The following is a 16,191-nucleotide window of genomic DNA, read 5'->3' on the forward strand; positions in this document are numbered from 1 at the left end:
TAACAATATCATGATATTGTTATTATTCCAGGTCGTCAACTCAATCACCTGCCGTCAGCACCCACTCAAATCCTGTTCACGCTTACTTACAAATACTCCACATGTAACCAAAAAATATAGAATTATCTCGTGTCGCAGAGTCACTTTTATCATCGGTCACCAGATTTTGTCGACACCCCTCCGACCAACTCACTTAATCATCCAGGGCATAATGTATAGATAAATTTACAGCTGTCGTTAGGATTTTATATATTTACGCCCATCAAAAATAAACACCTAAAACACGCGTTCAAAGAGCTGCCGCTAACTTACAAAAAAACGAAGACCAAGAAGCATTTACCAAAACCGAGTTCACAGCACATTCGCAGATGAATGCCTTGGCACGAGCGTTATTTTCTGGAGCACGATAAGCTCGCGGCTGAGCAGGTAGTCGAAAATTGAATAGCGAGATGTCAGGTTATTTTGGGTCGTTATGGGATTTAGCTGCCGCAATCTCGAGCAGATGATGGGAGACGAGGCGTGCTAGTGAATCATCCCGAGCTCTATCGTTGGGCTGAGAAATATGAACCAGAAATTTAAAAGCGGCTACTTTTATTGGCGCCGGCCTCAATTGACGAGTTGGCATATCGATGAGATCGATGTGAAGATTCGCAGCAAGTGGACATATCTGCACCGGGCCGTCGTTCCTCGATAGAAACGCTGACGATCTCAACCAGAAACTTCTCCTTGACATAAACCCGTTTGATAGCAAATAACTGGCCCAAATTGTTGAGACCCACCTAGAGTTCAAGTCGGAAGCGGTACCTGTCTGACCGGTAGGTTACCACAGCGAACTCGATTGGCAGTCCATCCAATGTCCGGGCAACTCGGGTGACGACAAGTACGGCCGAACCCTGATCGATCTCTAGTAACTTTGCAGTTGCTTTTGACGCAATCTGCGCCTCGATAAATTCGAATCCTCCAGTTATGTGAACAGACAGGCGTTCGCGAAGCCATGCATACAGTGAGTTTGATGTCAGATAGTCCAGTGTTGGCGGAGGCGTGGAGCCAAAAATGTCTGGCCTTATCCACGAAACCGAATGGCCGATAAGCCGGTCGTTTGCCTTCAGCAGACGCTCCACCATGAACGGAGTGTCCGAAGACGAAAGGCCGAGGGCATGCGTGGCTTCACCGGAGGCCCTTGCCCACCCTGCTTTCAGAGCTGCAAACGAAGGCGCAAGCCCACGTAACTGCATATCCTCTGTGAAGCCACCTATCTGGCTTACAGGTTGATCGACCTTCGGGCCAAGTACGACTGAGCCTACACCCGAGCGGCGCAAAAGCATTCCCTCTTGAACCAGACTATTAAGCGCCGCTCTTGCCGTAGTGCGACTGATGCCGAAGGCACTGTTGAGCTCCGCCTCCGTCGGCATCGTCTCACCGGGCTCAAACTCACCTTCATTCAGACTCCGGCGAAGAATCCTGGCGACTTGCAGCCACTTAGGCGTGCCATCATTCACAAGGCTAGCGTCTTTCCACGCCATATGCTCCCCTCAAATGTAATTACAAAGATCTCATATCATTTCACAATATTGGCTCACAAGGGCGAATTTCACACCGCCCGAAACACAGGCATAAAAGCATAATTTGCTCACAAAAAAAGCAATCATACAGATTGCATATGTTGTGATCATTTAGCAGTTGACTCTAAATGTCATTACAAAGTAACAAAGCTGTATCCCCTTGTTTAAGGAGCGCTCATGTCTCGCTATTTGTTTGTCGGCGATATCAGTCTGGACCTCAGCATGTCGGCGCCACACGTGCCAGCGCCTGACGAGAAGGTGCACTGCTCGGCCATTTCTGAAGCTGTCGGCGGCGTAGTGACAAACACGGCTGTCGCGTTTCTGAAGGCCGGCGGCAGCCCAACTCTGGTAACCCAGCTTGGCGACGACCTAGCCTCACGCTCAATCCTCGCCCACATGTCCCAATACGATCTCGACTTCTGCCCTGCCATGACCCCCGGCACCTTGTGCCGTGTGGTCACGTTTCTTGAGCCGCATGGCGAAAAAAGGCTGCTGCTCTACCCCGGAGTGTCCATCTTTCCGCACGCCGACGTCATCTCAGATCTCGACCTGTCTGATATCGCTCATATCCATACGTCCTTTTTCGGGCCTGCTGCACACGGCTTGGTCGAACGTGCCCGCTCCGCAAATCTGCCCTGGTCCATCGATCTTGAGCCTGCGACATTTTCCAGTGGCATAGACGCACTCGCAGATGCCCTGCTAGGCGCCAGCGTCGTGTTTGTGAATGACAGGGCCGCAGCCGCTTTGGGTGACGATCCCGTTGCAAAACTTCATTCAATGGGCGCCCAGACAATCATTCGCAGCCGTGGCGCAGAAGGAGCGGAGCTCCATCAAAGCGGCATCGTCATCACCGCCCGACCACCTCTCGGCGTGCCCATTATTGACACCACAGGTGCGGGCGACTGCCTCGCGGGATGGTTTCTCGCCGGACAGGCGGCCAGCTGGGCGCCCGAGGTCATAATACGCCGCGCCGTGATCGCCGCCACTCTGTCCTGCAGGAGCGTCGGCGCTCAATCCGGCTATCCGAGCCTGGAAGAAGTCAAAAGTTACTCTGTAAATACGGAAGAGATCACATGACAGCCCCCATCGTATTGCCTGCGAAAGCCAACGCACTACAGGCACATTTCACTAAACCCAAACCAATCATCGGGGTAATTCATCTCAGGGCACTCCCGGGGGCACCGCGCTACGAGGGCGAAGCAATGGCATCGATCATCTCCGCGGCGATCAAAGACGCCAAGACGCTCGCCAACGGTGGTATCGACGGCATCATGATCGAGAATGCCAGCGACATGCCGTTCTCCCGCCCCGAGGATATCGGTTTCGAGACCGTAGCAGGCCTTACTGCCGTTTGTCAGGAAGTGCGCAATGCGGTTGATACACCAATTGGCATAACATGCGTTGCCAACGGAGCGATCCCAGGTCTTGCGGTGGCAAAAGCCGTCGGAGCGAAATGGGTGCGAGTGAATCAGTGGGTCAATGCCTATGTGGCCAATGAAGGATTTCTCAATGGGCCAGCAGCCCAGGCGTTGCGATATCGCTCCAATATCGGCGCGAAGGATGTTTCGATCTTTGCCGACGTTCATGTGAAATTCGGCGCTCATGCGATCACCTCCGACAGATCAATTACCGAACAGGCAACCGACGCAGAATGGTTCGATGCCGATGTATTGATTGCGACAGGCACGCGAACGGGATCTCCCACACAGCCGGATGAGGTGAACGAGGTGCGCGCAGGAACAAACCTCCCTGTTATTGTCGGTTCGGGATTATCTCCGGAACAGGTCCCTGCCCTGATGCAGGTCGCGGACGGTGCCATTATCGGACAGTGGCTCAAGGTCGATTCCCGCTGGTGGAATCCGGTCGATCCCGCCCGTGTCGAGGCCTTGATGACTGCAATGGAAAAGGTGCGGCGATGACGAGCCTGACGGGAGATACGGACGTCTTCTCGTCGGCGGCTGCTTCCGGGCCTCCTAAGGCTTCGGTTATGTTCGTTGCCTATCGACAGGACGATCTACCTGGAATTTATGCTGAACATCACAGGAAAGCGGTTCTTTCGGTGCTGCACGAACTGGCGGATGAGGGCTGGACGCTGGCCCTGCGCAAAGTGTTCGATCCGGCGTCGAACAATGATCCGATGGGTATCGATACCGGCTTTACACATGACCACGATATCGCTGGCGTGTTTGAAGCCCCGAGCCTTGAGGTAGCGATCGAAGGCACAATCAGGTTGGAAAAGGCTGGCTGGGCCCGGGCTTTCCGAACAGAATGGCTCATGGGCGTGAAGGAGTTTGCGCCGGTGATGGGTGACGGCGCAATCTCCGATCACGCATGGGTCTTTCTCGCACTGTGGGAATGGAACGACCAATGGTGTGAAGCAACGCCATCGGAACGCACCGAATACGACTTTGAGTGCGATATAGCCTTCAAAGGTGACCTCGCCCACAAAGTAAACATTGCGGGCCGCCATCGTATGGACTGGTCGCATCGCTGGCACCATCTCGGTGCCTGGGAAGTGGCCCATCCGGATATCGCAGACTCCGCCATTCGCGGCCACGAGGTCGTCGCTGATTTCAAATTTACCACATCCCGACACATCGTGGGCCGCCTGACGCCGCTCTCCGACCTTCTTGCGACGAGGTTTCTTTAACATGACAAACTCGATCTGGATCCATTATTCCCGCCCACGCCCGCATTGGTATCTGCTCAGTGATGCCGAAAAGACCGCACTGGAAGAGAGCTGGAACGCAGTTCGCGACAAGGCGAAAGCAATTGGTGGAGCGACGCAGGGACGCTTTCACATCCGTGGTCAGCACGATTTTCAGGAGGTCGAGATCTGGACCTTTCCGCAGACAACGGATGCCTTTGATCATTGGGCGAATCTGTGTGTCGCGCGCTACAACGAGTTCTACGCCTTCTCCAACAATATCGGGCTGGAGCTGGACGTATGAGCCAGCCCCTGCTCGAAGCCATCGGCATCCGTCGCACCTTTGGGCATGTTCAGGCTCTGAGAGGGGCGGACTTCAACGTCTTTCCAAACGAGATCGTGGCGCTGATCGGCGACAATGGAGCAGGAAAGTCGACTTTGGTGAAAATCCTGTCGGGCGCGGAGCGCCCTGACGGCGGCTCCCTTAAAATTGATGGCCAGGAGGTCCGTTTCGGATCGCCACTTGATGCTCAACTCAATGGCATCGCGACGGTATATCAGGACCTGGCGCTCGCGCCCGATCTGACGCCAGCCGAAAATCTATTTCTCGGCCGGGAAATCCTCAAGCCCGGCGTCCTCGGGAAGCTAGGCTTCATAGACCGCAGCACGATGCGGACCCGCGCTGTCGAGCAATTCGCCAAGCTTGGCGTGCAATTGAAATCCCAAAGGGTCGCCATCGATACGCTGTCGGGAGGACAAAGACAGTCCGTGGCAATCGCCAGGGCCGCGATGTGGGCACGCAAGCTCGTCATACTCGATGAACCAACCGCCGCCCTGGGGGTGATTCAGACGCAACGTGTGCTTGACCTATGCAAGAGGGTTCGAGACGCGGGAACTTCCGTCGTGCTCATCAGCCACAACATGACGCAGGTTGTTGAGGTTGCAGATCGGGTTCAGGTGCTTCGACTTGGCCAGACCGTCGCCGACCTGCGCGCCAGCGAGACCAATGTCGAAAACCTTGTGCGGGCGATGACCAGCGGACAGGTAACGGAGAAAATTGCATGAGCGACGAAACGACCGTAGCAGACGTCAGGTCGACCGAAGACCGCCTTCTGCGCATCGTTACAGCCGGTTGGATCTTCTTTCTACTGATGGCGCTGATCATGATCTTCGCCGTATTGCGGCCTGCGCAATTCGGCTCTGGCTACAATCTCCAGCAATTGGCGATCAACGCCGCAATCCTCCTCGTCCTGGCAACGGGACAAACTTATGTCATCATCACATCCGGGATCGATCTGTCTATCGGTTCGTTGCTCGTATTTGCATCCGTGGTATCTGCCAAGATTATGCTTGCGCTCTCCGGCGCCGATGGGGCCACTTACGGCACAACGGCTGCCGGCTGGGACATTATCGCTATCGGCACAGCCGCAGCACTCATAAGCGGCGGCCTGTGGGGAGCGCTCAACGGGTTTCTGATCGCGGTCGCCCGCATACAGCCGCTCATTGTTACGCTCGGCACTCTCGGCATGGCGCTCGGCGGCGCGCAGATCCTGTCAGGCGGCGTGGACGTTCGCGCCATGCCGGAGCTTCTGGTGACCCATGTCGGTTCCGGCCGCCTGCTTGGAATACCGATGCTCGTAGTCATCGCGGCCATCACGGTTGTCATTGCCGGAATCGTTCTTCATCTGACGCGTTTCGGCCTGCAGGTCTTCGCGGTGGGCTCGAATGCAGAAGCCAGCAGACGTTCCGGCATCCCAACGACTGCGCGCCTCATCCAGGTCTATACGATCTCGGGAGTGATGGCGGGCATAGCCGCGGTCATGGCGAATGCTCGTTTTGCCACGACCACGATCAACGGTCACGCCATGGACAATCTTGCAACGATATCGGCCGTTGTGCTCGGCGGAACCAGTTTGTTCGGAGGGGCCGGCACAGTCTTTGGGACGGTCGTCGGCGTCTTTATTCCAATCATCCTTCTCAATGGCTTTGTCATCCCCGGCATTCCGCCGTTCTGGCAGACTGTCGCGATGGGTGCCGTGCTGATCCTCGCCGTCTGGATCGATCAACTCAAACGACGGCTTCGCAAACGCGGCAAGTGACGCCACTGCCGTAATGAAAAGGGGAACAAAGGAAAAGCCATGAAAAAAGCTATCGTCGTCACCACCATCACATCTGCCTTGCTTGCAGCATCCGCCTGGACTGCGACAGCCCAGGAAGAAAAGAGCGTCTCGCTTGTTCTCGGATCTAGCGGCAGCCCCTTTTATCAGGCCATGCAGTGCGGAGCCAAAGCCAAGGCCAAGGAGTTAGGATTGTCGTTGACTGTCTCGGCGGCAGACCAATTCGCAGCAGATGCACAGATCCCAGTGATCAACGCCGTTACTGCCGCGGGCCCGAAAGTTGCGGCCATTGTCCCCACCGACATGCAGGCGTTGATCCCACCAATGCGCGAACTATCCACACGCGGGACCAAGGTTATCACGGTCGATCAGACGATCGCAGATACGAGCTTTGTCCACACGCAGATCCTGACCGACAACGAAGCTGGCGGCGGAATGGCGGCTGACCAAATAGCATCATTGATCGGCAAAACCGGCAAGGTGCTGGTGATCACCCAGCCACCAGGCTCGTTGGCACAGGACGCGCGCGCAGCTGGTTTCGAGAAGACATTGAAGGAAAAATACCCACAGATCACGTTCCTGGGTGCGCAATACCAGTCGAATGATCCGCAAAAGGCGGCGGAAATCGTCACCTCGACGCTATCCGCTCATCCCGATCTCGCTGGCATTTTTAGCACCAACGATCAGGGCGCGATTGGCGCAGTAACCGGATTGCGTCAAGCGGGCGCTGTCGGGCGTGTGAAAATGGTCGCCTATGATGCAGCAAGTGCCGAGGTCGCAGCTCTGAAGAAAGGTGACATTCAGGCGCTTATTGCGCAAAATCCAAAACTTGAAGGCGAAGTTGCAATGGAGACGGCGGCCAAACTGATCGCCGGTGAGAAACTGCAACCCGTTACCATGACTGAAATTGTCGCCATCACCAGCGGTAATCTGGAGTTGGCGAAAAAGTACGAATACATCGCCGACTGCATGTGAGTTGACGAGGGTTGCAGTACAGCGCTGCAGCCCTCCATTTTGGGGCTGGAGCGGCGTCGGAGCGCGGATCGTTAATGGCGTTATCGCAGGTGATCGGCGATCACAGTAACCGGTTCACGCAAGCACGCCATTCAGACACCGCACCTCCCGTCGCCATTGTATCGGCAAGAATTAAGTTCAAGGTCACGAACTAGGCGGAATACGAAGCAGGTTTTCGTCGGCGTGACAGCCTGACAATTTGGATAACGCTGGAGCCGGTGCCGTCCTGATAGGCGCGGAGGTGGCAACCGCGCAATTCCAATCCACTGGTCGAGATATCAAGCATGGTGATCGCTAGATGCTTTGCGACATAGCGAGACATTGGTCAGAGCCCGACTCCGCGTGGTGAAGTTCGCGCAACACCTGTCAGACTTCCTGTGACCCGCTGAAAGCTAAGGTATCATGGCTTTTTTCACCACCACTCTTGTCGGCGGCAGGTCGCCTGGATTCGCGCAAGACCGACCTCAGGAGTCCTGACAGGTCGTTAAGAGCCGCCGCACCCAGAGACTGCGTAAAGCTTCTCTCTACACCTTCACCGATGGACGCCAGTTGTGAAAACGTCGCACTACCCTTTTCAGAAAGGAAGACAAGAACCCGGCGCCTGTCACTCGGATCCGGACCGCGGAACACGTCGGCGGACGCAACCATCTTATCGACGATCTTCGTCAACGTCGGAGAATCGACGAAAACCTGTGCGGCAAGATCACCCATCGGAATGCCACTGCGGGCCGCCAGGGCCTTGAACACGCGATATTGCTCAAGCGACACACCGTGAGCTTTGAGAGGGCCTTCGAGGGCCTGCTCAATCTGACGGTTAACGCCTGAAATAAGGTCAGCCAATTGCATGCGACTACCTTCCATTCACAATACATCGCGTTTCAATATTTCATTCTACATATAATTTTCGATATGCGTCGCGCAAGTCGTGCCAAGCGCTAAAATTTCGCACAAGAATTGTGCAACGCAGCGAACAGCTGAACAGGTTTTCCGCTTCCCGCCGCCTCCCAAAACCGGAGAGACCTAGCCCATTTAGCAAAAAAGAAGCAAAATCATCATGGTCATTCCATTTTGACACCAGCCGCCGCCGATCTGGATATGGCATAGTTCCTGCTTCTCATTAAGCCGTGTTCCATTCAGAGGAAACACCAATAGGAGCGCGGACATTGAAGCCTGTGCGGATAGGTCTACTCATCGCCCAACAGGGATCCGCCGGACTGTGGGCTCCCTCTGCTGAGGCATGCGGTCGTCTGGCGGTTCAGGAGATCAACCAGAATCAGGGAATCCTCAAACGCCACATTGAATTGCATGTCGTCGATGCAGGTTCCACCGCGGAATCCGCCGCGGAGGCGGCCCAACATGCCGTCGAAGAACGCCGAGTGGCCGGCGTCGTATCGATGATCCCCAGCTATGCACGCGAGTCGGTCGCACGCGCGACGAGCGAGCGAGTCCCGCTGGTTTACACTCCCCAGTTCGAAGGCTATGCCCGGGAGCAAAATATACTCACTACCGGCGAAACCGCCGAGGAACTCATGGCCCCTGCCTTGCGCTGGCTGATGGAACGGAAGAATGCGCGCCGCTTTTTCCTGTGCGGCAACGACTATATCTGGCCCCGATCCAGTCTGAAGATCGCGCGCGCGTTTATCGAACGCGCAGGTGGAATCGTAACCGGCGAATTGTATTCGCCAGTTGGAGTGCTCGACTACGACGAAATGCTGGACCGGATAAAGACCACCCGCTCCCATGTGGTTCTTCCGTATTTCCTCGGCTCGGACAGCATCGCATTCAACCGTGCGTTCTACGAAATGGGTCTTTCGCCGAGCGTCTTGCGCTTCAGCTCCGCGATCGACGAAACCATCGTATACGGTCTGAACGAAGACGAAACGGAAAATGTCTTTGTTGCCTCTGCCTATTTTTCGGCAATGCGCTCGCGCAATAACGGCGCTTTTCTCGAACGGTACCACACGGCCTATGGAGACAATCCACCGCCAGCCAACGCTTTCGGGCAATCGTGCTACGAGGGGATCTATTCCCTTGCAGCAATGGTCGAGGAGGCAGGCAGCTTCGATGTGCACCTGCTCAAAAAGGTTTATGGACGGGTACCCCTCCAGAAGACAGCCCGCGGCAACGAAGCCAAGCCAGCGGTTGGCAGCAGCCACCCAGTCCATGTTGCCCGGCTGGACGGCTACGATTTCTCGATCCTGAATGCACCCTAAATAATAGTTGCTTTTTCAATTATTGTATTTTTAAATAACCCCATAGTGATCATCACAAGGGGAACTCAAACATGATCCTGTCTCGCCGCCGCTTCCTCCACCGCACCGCGTTGACCTCCGCCGCGCTCGTCGCGGCCCCCGCCATCCTCCGTCAGGGCGCACTGGCCGCCGACGATACCATCCTGCTGGGCTCGCTTCACGATCAGTCCGGCCCTCTTGCCGCATCCGGCGTTCCCATGGTCTACGCGCTGAACCTCGCAGTCGAGGAAATAAATACCGCAGGCGGCCTGCTCGGACGCCAAGTCAAGGTCGTCCATTACGATACTCAGTCGAACATCCAGATGTACTCCCAGTACGCCCAGCAACTGGCCCTGAAGGACAAGGTGGCCGTGGTGCACGGAGGCATTACCTCTGCCTCGCGCGAGGCCATTCGGCCGACATTCGACCGCTTCAAGGTGCCGTACTTCTACAACGTTCTCTATGAAGGCGGCGTCTGCGACCACAACACCTTCTGCACCGGAACGACACCAGCCCAGACCGTGGAAAAGCTCGTTCCCTCCGCTATGAAGAAGGCGGGTAAGAAAGCCTACATCATCGCCGCCGACTACAATTACGGGCAGATCACCGCCAAATGGATGACGAAATACGTCAAGGACAATGGCGGCGAGGTGGTCGCAGTCGACTTCTTCCCGCTTGACGTTACGAACTTCGGCCCGACTATCTCCAAGATTCAGGCCGCCAAACCTGACCTGATTCTGTCAGCGCTGGTGGGCGGCAATCACACCGCCTTCTATCGTCAATGGACATCGGCCGGCATGAAGAGCCAGATTCCGATCGCGTCCACGACATTCGGCCTCGTCAACGAACCTTCGACGCTCGACGCCGCCGAAAGCGACGCCATTCTCGGTGCTTACGGCTACTTCGAGGAACTCAACTCGGCGGCCAGCAAGAGTTTCGTGGAGAAGATCAAGAAGGCTCATTCCGATACGCCCTACATCAGCGAGTTGGCTGCCGCGACTTATGAAGGCGTTCATCTCTGGGCACTTGGCGTGAAAACGGCGGGCGCAATGGACCGGTTGAAGGTCGTCGAAGCCCTGGAATCCGGCCTTTCCTTCGACGGACCGACGGGCAAGGTGACGATCGATAAGGCGACCCACCACACGACACGCAACGCCTTCCTGGCAGAGGTGAAGGATCGAAAGTGGTCGGTGCTGGAAAGCTATCCAGATGTCGCTCCGGCCGACACTGCAAGCGTCTGCGACCTGGTGAAAAACCCGAACGACACCAAGCAATACGTCATCAATCTCTGACGATCCCGCCGGACGGCGCGCAGGCGCGCCGTCAACCCGCAATACCTCCCTTATAAGGAGAAGGATCGACATGGATATCTATCTGATCCTGCTGCTCGACGTCATCAACGGCGCAGCCTCTCTCTTCCTGCTTTGCCTTGGACTGGCGATCATCTTCGGCATGATGAAGATCATCAATCTCGCCCATGGCGAATTTATCATGCTCGGCGCCTACGCCACCGTCATCTCCACCAATGCCGGCGTCAATATCTGGGTGTCGATGCTCCTCATCGCCCCGCTTTTCGTCGGCCTTGTCGGGCTGGTCATAGAACGTTGCCTTATCCGTTTCCTTTATGGCCGCCTGGTCGATTCCATGCTTGCCACCTGGGGGCTCAGCCTGCTCATCATCGGCATCGTAACGACCGTGTTCGGCAACACGATACAGGGCGTCCCGACACCTCTCGGCGGCTTTTCGATCGGTAATTACCGGTCGAGTTACTACACGCTCTTCCTCATGTTCATGGCCATCGTGATGATGGCGGTCATCTACGGCGTGATGCGTTATACGAGGCTCGGCCTGATTGCCCGCGCCACTATGCAGAACCCGGCGATGGCCAACACGCTCGGCATCAATCCGGCACGCGTCTACATGGGGACCTTTGCCGCAGGTGCCGCGATCACCGGCCTTGCCGGCGGATTGCTCGCACCGGTCTCCGGCATCACACCGGTCATGGGCGGCGCCTATGTCGCCAAGGCCTTCATCAGCGTGGTCGGTGGCGGCAGCGCCATTCTCTCCGGCACGCTTTCGGCGGCAACCCTCTTCGGTTCAATCAACCAGATAGGTGCCTATTTCACCACTCCTGTCTTCGGCGAGGTACTCGTGTTCACTGCCGCCATCGTCCTCATCCGCCTCCTGCCCCAAGGCATTTCCGGCCGGTTCTTCAAGGGGAATCTCTAATGGCAAACCGTCTTGCTCTTTCTGCGCAGGCTGCGGCGGTGGTTGTCGCTATCGCGGTTATCATGGCAGCCCCCTCCTATCTGGAAATCTTCTCCCTGATGCAGGTGACATTGTTTGCGGCCATGGCCGTGCTCTCGCTGAGCCTCGCCTTCATCTGGGGTTTTGGCGGCATCCTGTCATTCGGACAGTCCGCCTTTTTCGGCCTCGGCGCATATACTTACGCCATCGCGGCAATCAACTTTCAGGACTCAACGCAAGGGATCATGCTTGCCATCCTCGTACCGTCCATCTTCTCCGCCATCCTCGGGTACTTCGTCTTCTACGGTCGGATCTCGGATGTCTATCTGGGTGTCATTACCCTGACCGTCACGCTCATCCTGTTCAATGTCGTCAACTCGACGTCGGGTGACGAGTACAGGATCGGCGATGCAATGATCGGCGGTTTCAACGGCATTCCCGCGGTACCGACCTTCAACATGCCCTTCGACCCCACCAGCCCCTTGTCGCCTGAAGCCGCCTGGTGGGCAACCGCCGGGACACTGCTCTTCGTCTATCTTGCATTGCGGCTCCTGCTTGCCAGCCCCTTCGGTCGCGTGATCGTGGCGGTACGAGAAAACGAAACCCGTGCCTCACTGCTCGGCTACGATCCGCGCCTTGTCAAACTAATGACCTTCATCGTCGGCGGTGCCGTCGCTGGACTGGCCGGAGCACTCTACGTTAATTGGGGTGCGTTCGTGGGGCCGACGATCTTCAGCCTGAGCCTGTCGGCGGAAATCATTATCTGGATCACAATCGGTGGCCTTGGCACCCTTCTTGGCCCATTGGTGGGCTGCGTCCTTATCGAGTACATCGTCGCCAGCATTGGCAGCCAACAGACGCTGAATTCCAATCTGGTGCTCGGAGCGGTTCTACTGGTCTTTGTCCTTCTTCTTCCGAGGGGTCTCGTGCCAACCATAAGGGATATCCTTCTGCGTCTCATTTCCCTCCGCACACGCGTTCGGCAGAGCGCACCGGCCCCGACGGCAAATCCGCAACCCGCAGGAGCAGACTGAAATGACGGAACCTCTCCCCCTCCTCAAAACTGAGCACTTGACCATGCGCTTCGGTGGAGTGGTCGCCAATGACGACATCAATTTCACCTTACAGGAGATGGAATTAAGGTGCCTGATCGGTCCGAACGGTGCTGGCAAGAGCACCTTCTTCAAATCGCTGACGGGCCAGCAGACGCCGACCTCCGGCACGATCGCCTTTCGAGGTCAGCCGATCGCCGGCAAGCTGCCGCATGAGATTGCCCGCATGGGGATCGGCATCAAGACGCAGGTGCCGAATGTCTTCAACGGCCTTTCCATATCCGAAAACATATGGCTGGCCGCTCGTCGAAAGGCGACACCCGTGGGCCTGCCCAAGCTCGTTGCCCATGTCCTCGACCTCATCCAACTGTCTGGGGACAAGGAACGGATTGTTGGCACTCTGTCTCACGGTCAGCGGCAATGGGTGGAGATCGGGATGGTTCTAGCCGCCGAGCCGGACCTGATCCTGCTCGATGAACCGGCTGCCGGCATGACCGACGAGGAGACGCTGCGCACCGCCGACATCATTCGCGACATCAACCAATCCCGCGCCATCGTCGTTGTCGAACACGACATGGCCTTCATTCGCCTCATCGCCAAAACCGTGACCGTCTTTCACCAGGGCCGCGTGCTGATCGAAGATACCGTCGACAAGGTGCTGGCGGATCAACGTGTTCGCGATGTCTATCTCGGGAAGAAGGTGGCGGCATGACACGACTTCTCGACGTTAAGGGACTGCGCTCCGGCTACGGCCGCATCCCAATCCTCGCCGGTGTCGACATGACGATGGACGAGGGTGAATATCTGGGCATTCTCGGCCATAACGGCATGGGAAAGACAACGCTGATGCGAACGCTCATGGGGCATCTTCCAGCCACGGGCGGCACCGTCGAGTTCGCCGGCAAGACCATCACCGGCATGAAGCCCTACGAACGGTCCCGGCTCGGCCTTGGCCTGGTGCCGCAGGGGCGAGAAATCTTTCCCGAACTCAGCGTCATGGAGAACCTCCGTATGGGGTTGGCGTCGGCGCCACGCGAGGACCAGGCCGTCATCGATACAGTACTGGAAGATTTCCCGCGGCTCGTACGGCTTCTCGATCGGCGAGGCGGTGCGCTTTCCGGCGGCGAACAGCAGCTTCTGGCGCTCGCCCGCTGCCTGTGCACCCGCCCCCGCCTGGTCCTGCTCGACGAGCCCACCGAAGGCATCCAGCCCTCGATCATCGAGGAAATGATCGAGACGCTTCTGGCCCTCAAAGCCCGCTGGAAGCTTTCGCTCATCGTCGTTGAGCAGAACCTGGAATTTATCACCGCGCTGTCGGAACGCATCCTGCATATCCAGAAAGGCCGAATGACCGGCGAACTGGACCGGGATGCCATTCTCTCCGGTGAAATAGGCCTCGCCGCCATGGCCTAACCTGCCGGGAGGCACCCGAGCCTCCCTCCCCGCATTGCCAATCTTTAAAACTCTTGTCTCAACAGGAAAGGATGAGTCATGTCCATCACACGCCCCACCGTCGACGATGTCGCGGATCTCGCCGCTGAACTCCATATGACCATGTCGCTCGCGGAAGCAGCCGAATATCACGCATTGATGGGCGGCATGTTCGACGCCTACGACGTGATCGACGCCCTGCCCAATCCGATGCCACAAGTGAAATATTCCCGTATACCCGGCTTTAAGCCGGCGCCGGAAGACAACAAATACGGCGCCTGGGCGATCAAGACCGAAGTCAAAGGCGCTGCGGAAGGCAAACTGGCAGGCCGAACAGTCGTTCTCAAGGACAATGTCGCACTCGCGGGCGTCCCGATGATGAATGGCGCGACGACGCTTGAGGGCTTTATTCCCGCGGCCGATGCGACCATCGCCACCCGCATGCTCGATGCCGGTGCGACCATTGTCGGCAAGGCCGTTTGCGAACATTTCTGCCTTTCCGGAGGCAGTCACACCTCCGATCCCGCGCCGGTCCACAATCCCTGGCGCATGGGCTATTCCGCAGGCGGTTCCTCGTCCGGTTCGGCGGCCCTCGTCGCATCCGGCGAGGTTGATATGGCCATCGGCGGCGATCAGGGCGGCTCGATCCGTATTCCAGCCTCCTTTTGCGGGATCTACGGCATGAAGCCGACACACGGTCTGGTCCCCTATACCGGCGTGATGCCGATCGAATCTACGATTGATCACACCGGTCCGATGACAGCCTCCGTCGCTGACAACGCGCTGCTCCTGGAAGTGCTGGCGGGTGCCGACGGGCTCGATCCGCGCCAGTATTCACCGCAGGTCAATGCCTATACCGAAGCGCTCGGCAAGGGCGTGAAGGGCATGAAGATCGGCATTCTCAAGGAAGGTTTCCTGATGCCGAACCTTCAGCCGGAAGTCGATGCGAAGGTGCGGGCGGCAGCCGACAGGCTTGCAAAACTCGGCGCCGAGGTGTCCGAAGTCTCCATTCCAGAGCATCTGACAGCGCTTGCGGCGTGGAACCCCATCACGCTCGAAGGTTTCGTAATGCAGATGATGCACGGCAACGGCATGGGCTTCAACTGGAAGGGGCTTTACGATGTCGGCCTGATCGAGGCCCATTCGACTTGGCGCCAGAAGGCGGACGACCTCTCGAAGACGCTAAAGCTGACGATGCTCGTCGGCCAGTGGGGCCTCAGTCACTATCGCGGCCGTTACTACGCCAAGGCTCGCAACATCTCCATCGCAGTAAAGGCCGCCTATGATGCCGTCTTCGCGAATTACGATCTGCTTTTGATGCCGACGCTGCCCTGCGTTTCCACGCCATTGCCGGCCAAGGACGCATCGCTTGAGGAGATCATAACTCGCGCCTTCGAAATGACCGGCACGACCAGCCCGTTCGACGTGACGGGGCACCCTGCCATGTCCATTCCCTGCGGTCTTGCGGACGGCCTTCCCGTCGGTCTCATGCTCATCGGCAAGGACTACGCGGAAGCAACGATCTACCAGGCCGCCAGTGCCTTCGAGGCGGACGGCGACTGGAAGACGTTCTGATGCAGACGATCAGCGCTATCATCCGCGTCCTGCCCGGCAAGGAGCAGGTCATGCACGACGCGCTTCTTGCCGTCGCCGCCCATGTGAAGGCGAACGAGCCGAAGACACTCGGCTTTTTCATCGCCCAAGGTGACGAGGACCCGTGTGTGTTTACGACCTACGAGCGGTTCGCCGACAAGGCAGCGATGGATGCGCACAACAGCTCCGAGGCGGTGGCGACCTTCTTCGCCATCGCCAAGCCTATCCTCGATGGTCCGGTAACGCTGGTGACCGCCATCGAGACCGGCACACCGAACTAAAGAACTGGCTGGCGGA

17 protein-coding genes are annotated in these 16,191 nt (G+C 57.2%); 15 read left to right on the forward strand and 2 right to left on the reverse strand.

Annotation, left to right across the window (positions count from 1 at the left end):
- Positions 1-779: 779 nt before the first annotated feature.
- A complete protein-coding gene (locus QE408_RS00005) occupies positions 780-1,523 on the reverse strand; it encodes a GntR family transcriptional regulator (RefSeq protein ID WP_306927408.1) in 744 nt (247 codons plus the stop codon).
- A 216-nt stretch (positions 1,524-1,739) separates the two neighbouring features.
- Here QE408_RS00005 and QE408_RS00010 point away from each other — a divergent pair, with 216 nt between their 5' ends.
- The 7 genes from QE408_RS00010 (at position 1,740) to QE408_RS00040 (ending at position 7,301) form a co-directional block, all read left to right on the forward strand.
- Positions 1,740-2,639, forward strand: coding sequence for a carbohydrate kinase family protein (locus QE408_RS00010; RefSeq protein WP_306927409.1), 900 nt, complete (start codon positions 1,740-1,742; stop codon positions 2,637-2,639).
- The gene (locus QE408_RS00015) at positions 2,636-3,481 is read left to right on the forward strand and encodes a BtpA/SgcQ family protein (RefSeq protein ID WP_306927410.1); all 846 of its coding nucleotides are present in this window, start codon (positions 2,636-2,638) and stop codon (positions 3,479-3,481) included. The genes QE408_RS00010 and QE408_RS00015 overlap by 4 nt, the downstream gene beginning before the upstream one ends.
- A 68-nt stretch (positions 3,482-3,549) precedes the next feature.
- On the forward strand, positions 3,550-4,212 hold the full coding sequence (locus QE408_RS00020) for a hypothetical protein (RefSeq protein WP_306927412.1): 663 nt from the start codon (positions 3,550-3,552) through the stop codon (positions 4,210-4,212).
- A 1-nt stretch (position 4,213) separates the two neighbouring features.
- Complete coding sequence (locus tag QE408_RS00025; protein WP_306927413.1) at positions 4,214-4,513, forward strand: hypothetical protein; 300 nt, start codon at positions 4,214-4,216, stop codon at positions 4,511-4,513.
- The gene (locus QE408_RS00030; protein WP_306927415.1) at positions 4,510-5,274 is read left to right on the forward strand and encodes an ATP-binding cassette domain-containing protein; all 765 of its coding nucleotides are present in this window, start codon (positions 4,510-4,512) and stop codon (positions 5,272-5,274) included. Before QE408_RS00025 ends, QE408_RS00030 begins: the two co-directional genes overlap by 4 nt.
- Positions 5,271-6,308, forward strand: coding sequence for an ABC transporter permease (locus QE408_RS00035; RefSeq protein WP_306927417.1), 1,038 nt, complete (start codon positions 5,271-5,273; stop codon positions 6,306-6,308). Before QE408_RS00030 ends, QE408_RS00035 begins: the two co-directional genes overlap by 4 nt.
- A gap of 39 nt (positions 6,309-6,347) precedes the next feature.
- On the forward strand, positions 6,348-7,301 hold the full coding sequence (locus QE408_RS00040; protein WP_306927418.1) for an ABC transporter substrate-binding protein: 954 nt from the start codon (positions 6,348-6,350) through the stop codon (positions 7,299-7,301).
- Positions 7,302-7,706: 405 nt separating this feature from the next.
- Here the strand turns inward: QE408_RS00040 and QE408_RS00045 are convergent, their stop codons facing one another.
- The gene (locus tag QE408_RS00045; RefSeq protein WP_306927420.1) at positions 7,707-8,186 is read right to left on the reverse strand and encodes a MarR family winged helix-turn-helix transcriptional regulator; all 480 of its coding nucleotides are present in this window, start codon (positions 8,184-8,186) and stop codon (positions 7,707-7,709) included.
- 317 nt (positions 8,187-8,503) lie between these two features.
- On the opposite strand from QE408_RS00045, the gene QE408_RS00050 reads away from it, so the two are divergent.
- From QE408_RS00050 to QE408_RS00085, 8 genes are all read left to right on the forward strand, one after another.
- Positions 8,504-9,553 (forward strand): substrate-binding domain-containing protein, encoded by a 1,050-nt coding sequence (locus QE408_RS00050; protein ID WP_306927422.1) that lies wholly within the window; start codon positions 8,504-8,506, stop codon positions 9,551-9,553.
- Between the two features lie 71 nt (positions 9,554-9,624).
- Entirely contained in the window at positions 9,625-10,863 is a 1,239-nt protein-coding gene (locus QE408_RS00055; RefSeq protein ID WP_306927424.1) for an urea ABC transporter substrate-binding protein, read from the forward strand.
- A 70-nt stretch (positions 10,864-10,933) separates the two neighbouring features.
- Positions 10,934-11,800: a branched-chain amino acid ABC transporter permease gene (locus QE408_RS00060; protein ID WP_306927426.1), complete on the forward strand. Its 867-nt coding sequence runs from the start codon at positions 10,934-10,936 to the stop codon at positions 11,798-11,800.
- A complete protein-coding gene (locus tag QE408_RS00065; RefSeq protein ID WP_306927427.1) occupies positions 11,800-12,852 on the forward strand; it encodes an ABC transporter permease subunit in 1,053 nt (350 codons plus the stop codon). The genes QE408_RS00060 and QE408_RS00065 overlap by 1 nt, the downstream gene beginning before the upstream one ends.
- Before the next feature lies 1 nt (position 12,853).
- Positions 12,854-13,582 carry an ATP-binding cassette domain-containing protein gene (locus QE408_RS00070; RefSeq protein ID WP_306927428.1) on the forward strand — a complete coding sequence of 243 codons (729 nt, stop codon included), beginning with the start codon at positions 12,854-12,856 and terminating at the stop codon, positions 13,580-13,582.
- Positions 13,579-14,283: an ABC transporter ATP-binding protein gene (locus QE408_RS00075; RefSeq protein ID WP_306927429.1), complete on the forward strand. Its 705-nt coding sequence runs from the start codon at positions 13,579-13,581 to the stop codon at positions 14,281-14,283. Before QE408_RS00070 ends, QE408_RS00075 begins: the two co-directional genes overlap by 4 nt.
- 78 nt (positions 14,284-14,361) lie before the next feature.
- On the forward strand, positions 14,362-15,876 hold the full coding sequence (locus QE408_RS00080) for an amidase (RefSeq protein WP_306927430.1): 1,515 nt from the start codon (positions 14,362-14,364) through the stop codon (positions 15,874-15,876).
- Entirely contained in the window at positions 15,876-16,175 is a 300-nt protein-coding gene (locus QE408_RS00085; protein WP_306927432.1) for a putative quinol monooxygenase, read from the forward strand. The genes QE408_RS00080 and QE408_RS00085 overlap by 1 nt, the downstream gene beginning before the upstream one ends.
- The last annotated feature ends 16 nt before the right edge of the window (positions 16,176-16,191 follow it).

The sequence above is a fragment of the Agrobacterium larrymoorei genome (assembly GCF_030819275.1).
GTDB lineage: Bacteria > Pseudomonadota > Alphaproteobacteria > Rhizobiales > Rhizobiaceae > Agrobacterium > Agrobacterium larrymoorei_B.

Excerpts from the sequence above, each read along its gene's own strand:
- QE408_RS00005 (WP_306927408.1), bottom strand. The coding sequence starts at position 1,523 with ATGGCGTGGAAAGACGCTAGCCTTGTGAATGATGGCACGCCTAAGTGG.
- QE408_RS00010 (WP_306927409.1), top strand. The coding sequence starts at position 1,740 with ATGTCTCGCTATTTGTTTGTCGGCGATATCAGTCTGGACCTCAGCATG.
- QE408_RS00015 (WP_306927410.1), top strand. The coding sequence starts at position 2,636 with ATGACAGCCCCCATCGTATTGCCTGCGAAAGCCAACGCACTACAGGCA.
- QE408_RS00020 (WP_306927412.1), top strand. The coding sequence starts at position 3,550 with ATGTTCGTTGCCTATCGACAGGACGATCTACCTGGAATTTATGCTGAA.
- QE408_RS00025 (WP_306927413.1), top strand. The coding sequence starts at position 4,214 with ATGACAAACTCGATCTGGATCCATTATTCCCGCCCACGCCCGCATTGG.
- QE408_RS00030 (WP_306927415.1), top strand. The coding sequence starts at position 4,510 with ATGAGCCAGCCCCTGCTCGAAGCCATCGGCATCCGTCGCACCTTTGGG.
- QE408_RS00035 (WP_306927417.1), top strand. The coding sequence starts at position 5,271 with ATGAGCGACGAAACGACCGTAGCAGACGTCAGGTCGACCGAAGACCGC.
- QE408_RS00040 (WP_306927418.1), top strand. The coding sequence starts at position 6,348 with ATGAAAAAAGCTATCGTCGTCACCACCATCACATCTGCCTTGCTTGCA.
- QE408_RS00045 (WP_306927420.1), bottom strand. The coding sequence starts at position 8,186 with ATGCAATTGGCTGACCTTATTTCAGGCGTTAACCGTCAGATTGAGCAG.
- QE408_RS00055 (WP_306927424.1), top strand. The coding sequence starts at position 9,625 with ATGATCCTGTCTCGCCGCCGCTTCCTCCACCGCACCGCGTTGACCTCC.
- QE408_RS00060 (WP_306927426.1), top strand. The coding sequence starts at position 10,934 with ATGGATATCTATCTGATCCTGCTGCTCGACGTCATCAACGGCGCAGCC.
- QE408_RS00065 (WP_306927427.1), top strand. The coding sequence starts at position 11,800 with ATGGCAAACCGTCTTGCTCTTTCTGCGCAGGCTGCGGCGGTGGTTGTC.
- QE408_RS00070 (WP_306927428.1), top strand. The coding sequence starts at position 12,854 with ATGACGGAACCTCTCCCCCTCCTCAAAACTGAGCACTTGACCATGCGC.
- QE408_RS00075 (WP_306927429.1), top strand. The coding sequence starts at position 13,579 with ATGACACGACTTCTCGACGTTAAGGGACTGCGCTCCGGCTACGGCCGC.
- QE408_RS00080 (WP_306927430.1), top strand. The coding sequence starts at position 14,362 with ATGTCCATCACACGCCCCACCGTCGACGATGTCGCGGATCTCGCCGCT.
- QE408_RS00085 (WP_306927432.1), top strand. The coding sequence starts at position 15,876 with ATGCAGACGATCAGCGCTATCATCCGCGTCCTGCCCGGCAAGGAGCAG.